General features: G+C 48.2%; 6 protein-coding genes. 1 reads left to right on the plus strand and 5 read right to left on the minus strand.

Going from position 1 to position 6,200, the window contains the following annotated elements:
- Window position 1: 1 nt before the first annotated feature.
- From BZJ17_RS14655 to BZJ17_RS14670, 5 genes are all read right to left on the minus strand, one after another.
- Window positions 2-1,189, minus strand: a complete 1,188-nt coding sequence (locus tag BZJ17_RS14655) for an NnrS family protein (RefSeq protein ID WP_077641201.1) — start codon at window positions 1,187-1,189, stop codon at window positions 2-4.
- Between the two features lie 143 nt (window positions 1,190-1,332).
- Window positions 1,333-1,503 (minus strand): hypothetical protein, encoded by a 171-nt coding sequence (locus BZJ17_RS17305; protein ID WP_198534184.1) that lies wholly within the window; start codon window positions 1,501-1,503, stop codon window positions 1,333-1,335.
- 106 nt (window positions 1,504-1,609) lie between these two features.
- Complete coding sequence (locus tag BZJ17_RS14660; RefSeq protein WP_077641202.1) at window positions 1,610-2,272, minus strand: Qnr family pentapeptide repeat protein; 663 nt, start codon at window positions 2,270-2,272, stop codon at window positions 1,610-1,612.
- A 185-nt stretch (window positions 2,273-2,457) separates the two neighbouring features.
- Complete coding sequence (locus BZJ17_RS14665; RefSeq protein ID WP_077641210.1) at window positions 2,458-2,940, minus strand: GrpB family protein; 483 nt, start codon at window positions 2,938-2,940, stop codon at window positions 2,458-2,460.
- A 151-nt stretch (window positions 2,941-3,091) separates the two neighbouring features.
- Window positions 3,092-4,777, minus strand: a complete 1,686-nt coding sequence (locus tag BZJ17_RS14670) for an amidohydrolase (RefSeq protein WP_077641203.1) — start codon at window positions 4,775-4,777, stop codon at window positions 3,092-3,094.
- A gap of 225 nt (window positions 4,778-5,002) precedes the next feature.
- Here BZJ17_RS14670 and BZJ17_RS14675 point away from each other — a divergent pair, with 225 nt between their 5' ends.
- Window positions 5,003-6,166: a DEAD/DEAH box helicase gene (locus BZJ17_RS14675; protein ID WP_077641204.1), complete on the plus strand. Its 1,164-nt coding sequence runs from the start codon at window positions 5,003-5,005 to the stop codon at window positions 6,164-6,166.
- The last annotated feature ends 34 nt before the right edge of the window (window positions 6,167-6,200 follow it).

A 6,200-nucleotide genomic window follows, 5' to 3' on the forward strand; every position in this document is an offset into this window, starting at 1 on the left:
ATCACCCTGCCGCACCATCAGCACGCGCTTTGACTAACATCGGGCCAAAACACATTACAAACCAGCCATAGCTTATCGTCCACAGAAGTGCAGAGGCGGAAACAAGTGCTAATGAATAGCTTGGCCATAACCATATACCAAAGACGCGCACCAATGCGGACATGAACAGCATACAAAACAACCAAGCAAACATAGGGCCTTGATAAACATTACGGCCTGTATGTCCCAGTGTCACGCGTGTAATCATCGCTAAGATAACGCCACCTAAAGCACCAATAGCAAATAAATGCCAGATTAATTGCGACGCCCAAGGATCAGTGACTACAGCTTTTAATAGTAAACCAAGCGGCAGAAAGAGATAGAACACATGAAGAGAAAACAACATAGGTTCTGAATACGCCTTCCAACCTTGCCAACTGAGCAACCGAAAGCCCTGCGCGATACCCATTAAGAGCAATAAGCCACGTGCGATGGTATTGTCAGTTCCTAAGGCTAGCGTGACACTAATTAACAACAGAAATGATATATTGATGACGCGCTCTAACCATTCAGGCACACTTGGTATCTCTACACTCAGTTTCTTTTCCGTGAAAAACGGTATTACCCGCCCTCCCATCACGCTAATAAGCATCATGTACCAAAGCAAGGTACTATGCCAAACTTGGTTTATCGGCAAGGAAACGTATCCTAGTAACACTCCGTAAGATAGCGTATTCAGTGCCGCCGCCATCGCTAGAATAGGTATGAATAAATAGTTGCGCTGACGCTTAGTTACAACAACTCGATGTCCTACAGACCATGTTATACAAACAATAAATAGCGTATCCAGCGCCAAGCTAGACCAAATGGGGACGTCCACCCAAAAGCTCAGTCGAGCGGCAAGCCAAAGCATAAATACAACAAAAAGCTTTAACCCACGCGTTCCCGGAACTCCAGTCCAGTTTTGCACCGCCGTCATGAGAAAACCACCGACTATGGCCATCGCAAAGCCAAATAGCATTTCGTGAGCGTGCCACCATAGTGAGGGTACCGTCAGTGAAAATGTATTTGGGTGAACATAAAGACCCGCCCAAATGACAATAACGACACAGGAATAAAGTGCTCCAAAGAGAAAAAATGGTCTAAACCCAAGACGCACGACAGGCGGGATTTTATCTTCTTTTTGTTTGTCGGTGACATTCAACAACATTACCAGTGTGCTCCACAAAACAACGATGTTGCCACCCTAGCACAACAGAATGCTTTTCGATTGATATTGAGCAACTTTGAACTCAATTAATGTGCCACAAAAAATAAGGTTATTAAGACAAACATCCCTGTTCGCGCATTAACCTAGCACTTCCCTTTCTTCGCTTGCCCAGGTGGGCAGAACTTACCTTCTGATTGGCTCGATTCTTTGGTACTCACTTTTACTTCAACATCATCGACTTCGCCCTCAACACGGGTTAACTGACAGCCAGAAAGTACAAGCGCGGTGCATAACATAATCGCTAACGTCTTCATTGCCTATCCTTATTGATACCAAACTCTTTAATCATAACAGAGACGAGATTACTGACACTCGTCGACAACCTAGGTTCCTTAAAGCCTATAGAAACACTGTGTGCAACTAGCGCGCATCCGGAAAAACAATCAGGCCTAAGCTTTCAAGTAGCTGAGATTGTTGCCAATCGGCTATTTTCACGCCCGACAGATCCACTTTGCGTGGATCTAGGCCATCAATCTCAGCGTGACATAAATTCGCACCCTGTACACTAAACTGCCCCCATACATCGGACGAGAAAACACCGCCACTCAGATCAGCTTCTTTTAATGACGCACTGAGGAGGTTGGTTTCAATCCAACGGTTTTCAAACAGTTCGCACTTTTCTAAGCACGCTTGCGCAAGGTTGGCATAAGACAAGTTACAGCCGGTGATAAACGCTGAGCAAAAGTACACACGATGGCTGACTTGATTGGCAAAGTTTGCGCGGGAAAAGTTCGCGCCCTTCAGATCGCATTCTCTCATCTCAATACCGTAACAATTGGCAAAACTAAAATTGGCCATCGCCAATAGGCATTGCTGAAAACTGGCATCACGAAGGTTAGCAGCGATAAAGTGGCACCCTTCGATATCACCCTGTTCGATAAATTTGCAACGCTTGAACGTCACATCGCGAAGGTTAGCGCGGGTAAAGTCACAGCGGATAAAGGTACAGTCTTTAAATTCGAGCTCACTGAGATCTTGGTGAGAAAAGTTCTCTTGATGAAATGTCTGGTTATGTGTCTTCATATCATTCCCTCAATCAATGCGCCGCTAGGCTAACAACATAACCCTTTGAAATCACGAAAATAAAACCTTTCACAATCAGAACCTTACAACCCCCTAATTTTGCCGATTTAAAGGGCTAAACTAGCCTCAGAGAAAGCGTAAGAGGCACAGTTAGAACACGGCAACGATAAAAAAAGTTTTTCGCCTTACAGACCAGCTGACGAAGATAAAACCTGCTCCACAAACCTCGCTTTTCTTTCCCGATAGTCATCTTGTTCAAACCCTTCACAGGCGCGTTTAAGCGCATTGTAGGTGTGAACCAGTTGTGGGTTAGCGCGCAGCGTGTCTCGAAAGGTCAGAAAATCTTCGAACTCAGAGCCATTGGCCACCACTTGCAACGCAACACCGTCACCCTGTTTGGATTCCAACATACACAGCTCGGGAGTCCGTAACGTATCTCGCTTTACTTGAAAACCCAACTCAACTAGCCGCGCCACAGCCTCTTCATGCTGTAAGGCAGGTACACCAACAAAAATATCGAGATCGCCTTTCGATATTGCTGAAGGGATCGACGACGCGCCAATGTGCTCGACTCGCGCTTCAGGAAGTTGGTGTTGAAAAGCCACTCGCCATTGATTGAATAATCGCTCGCAAGCAGGTTGGTATTGGTCGGCAGCATAAAACTTCATCATGTCAGTGTTCGATATCCTTTTCGAAAACGCATCATGCCGCGGAGGGCCAGCGTACTCTTTGCCGTGAACGTCTAGCCCTCTCGGACTACGAAATTTTTAATATATTGATAAAGCGAGCTTTTGTCACCAAACCCGCTAACTGAACAAATCAACGGGTCGCATCAAAGACGATCTCCCCTTGTAACAGGGTCATCAAAACTGACGTCTCTGGCACCTGCGTAATGGGCATGAGGGTAATGTCATCACTGAGTATCACCAAGTCTGCGGACTTACCCACCGCAATAGAACCTGTGAGAGCCTCAAGTCCCAAGCTTTTCGCGGCATTAATGGTGTACGCATCAATGGCAGCGTGAATATCAGGCAGCCCTGTCGCATCCATAATGAGGCTGTTAGCGATGCCCACTAGCGGATTAATACTATGCACATTCCAATCGCTGCTTAACGTCACATTGGCGCCCGTTTTAAAAAGAGCATTCACGTTCATCAATGCTTTCGCTCGCTTGAGCCCCAAAAAATATTCGGCCCACTGATGATCATGCGCGGCGACATAATCAGAGCCTACTTGAAAATCAGCTGTCACACTCAGCTGGCTAAACCGAGGTAGATCGCTGGGATCAACCAACTCGACATGCGTTAATGTGTAAGGATGGCGACTGCCTTGGCGGCGCACGGATTCAATCGCATTGAGCGAAGCATGCACTGCTGCGTCTCCAATCGCATGAATGTGTGCGCCGTAGCCTATTTGCCGCAATGCACCTAACCAGTCGGCCATAGCTTGCGGCGGGATATAGTGAAGGCCGTTAGGGTAAGCGGACAGGTAGGTGTTTAAATAGGGAGCCAGCATTTTCGCCGTGCCATTAATGATAATGCCATCACTGTACATTTTCACTTGATCCACCCACAACAAACGCTGTGGATCGCTGGATTGAATGCCTTTTAAGAACGCAAGCTGAGCTGACATCGGCTCTTGCGGGTAAATCCAAGGACGGAGGGACACGCGCGCGGTGAGGTCGCCATTTTGCTCGGCTTGCTGCCACACCTCAAACCAACCACGTTTCCAGTAAAGACGGCCATCGCCAATCGTGGTGATCCCATGCGCGGCGGCGGCATCCAAACCTGCGAGTAAACCAAGGTAGCTTTGTTCAAACTTTTCCTCGAGTTGGTTCCACGCAAGTTCCATGACGATGTCACCAGCATTATCGAGCAAAATACCATTGAGCTCGCCTGTTTTTTCATCTTTTAAAATCACCCCTCCTTGTGGGTTCGGCGACTGCTTATCAATGCCCGCCAGCGCTAATGCCGACGAATTCACCCACATGGAGTGCGACGTTTGCTCCATCAGAACAACCGGCCGTTTAGGAAAAATACTATCGATCACCTCTAATGGCGTGTGCGCTTGGCCCGCAGCGAGGATTGCATCCAATGAAAATCCATACCCCATCAGCCAGCCGTCCGACTGTGCTTGTTGACGGCAATAAGTCAGGTAGGGGATCTGTTCCATTAGGCCCGCATCTAGACTGAGCTCGCAATTTCCCCCAGCAGATGATGCCGCTTCAAAGACATGATTGTGATTATCGATAAAGCCGGGCATCACAAATGCTTGTTCCACATCCAGCCAGACAGTATCAGGAGAGCGGTAGGTGCGGACCGCCTCCCCCTTTCCAATAAAGACTATCTTACCGTCATCGACGACGATGCTGTCGGCCTCATCGAGGTCATAAATCGTTGCATTGCTGATAATCAGATCTGCGGATTGCGCGGCAGCGCCGCCAGCGGCCAGAAAACAACATAACGGCAGAACAAAGCGTGCAAACCTGTTTATTAATTCATCCATGAGGGGGTGCTATCCACGAATATGGGCCAGTACACTCAGTATAGGTGTTTTCATTTACAATCCTTGTTCAGCTCATCATATCCTTTACCCATTGTTGCCAAAGCCAAGAAAAAACCCGCCGACAGATTTTGCGTCGTGCTACTGTAAGGTTCGTGCTAGACTCCACGCCATTCAGTGTGTCTGGGCGGTAACACAGTCACACGCTTCTTGTTTGTTGAGTCTGTTATGCCATTTAAAAAACTAGGGTTAAGCGCCCCGCTTTGCCAAGCTATTGCCCAACGCGGCTTTACCACGCCAACGTCTATTCAAGCGAAAGCGATTCCGATCATCCAACAAGGGCATGATCTGATTGCTGCGGCACAAACGGGCACCGGGAAAACCTCGAGTTTTATCTGGCCTATCATCGATAAATTATCTGCCGATGAAGCTGGGCGCAAAAAGCGCGCTCGCGCACTCGTCATCGCCCCCACTCGTGAACTCGCTCTGCAAGTGGCTGAGAGCGCACGTCAAGACAGCCAGTTTACGGAGCTAAAAACCTTGGCGATGGTTGGCGGCATGGACGAGCAAGCACAAAAGCAAGCCTTGATCGACGGCGTCGACATTTTGGTCGCCACCCCGGGACGTCTACGAGATCTACTCAGCCAACGTGCCGTCTATTTAGATGAAGTAGAAGTGCTGGTTCTCGACGAAGCGGATCGCATGCTGGATATGGGCTTTATTGATGCGATTCAGAATATTCTAGATCGATTGCCGGCAAGCACGCAGTGCTTACTGTTTTCGGCCACGCTGTCTAATAAAGTGCGCGATCTAGCCAAAGCCACCATTGGCGATGAAGGCAAAGAAATTAGCATTGCCGCACGAGATGCCTCGAAAGACAACATTACTCAGTGGTGTATTCCAGTCGATAAAGATAAGAAATCCGCACTACTTAGCCATTTAATTAAAGAGAATGGCTGGACGCAAGCGTTGATTTTTATCGAAACCAAACATGGCGCCGCCAAACTCGCTACCCAGTTGGAAAAACGGGGCATTGCCGCTGAAGCGTTTCACAGTGGACGCAGCCAAGCCGTGCGGACCCAATTGCTAGAAGACTTTAAAGACGGTGACATCCAATTTTTAATTGCCACCGGCGTCGCCGCGCGTGGCATTGATATTGAGTCGCTTGAGCGCGTGATCAATTACGATCTACCCTTCCCGGCCGACGAGTACGTCCACCGAATTGGCCGTACCGGTCGCGCAAGTGCTCAAGGCGAAGCGATTTCATTGGTCTCAAAAGATAACACCAAAAATTTGCGCATGATTGAAGCACGTCTCGGGCACCCACTTGAACGTCACATTATCGAAGGCTTTGAGCCCAAAAAGCCGGTGCCGCTGACTGCACCAAGATAGAGTCATAGAATAATTAACACTAGTATCCAAACGC

The sequence above is a fragment of the Salinivibrio sp. IB574 genome, assembly GCF_001996205.1.
Lineage (GTDB): Bacteria > Pseudomonadota > Gammaproteobacteria > Enterobacterales > Vibrionaceae > Salinivibrio > Salinivibrio proteolyticus.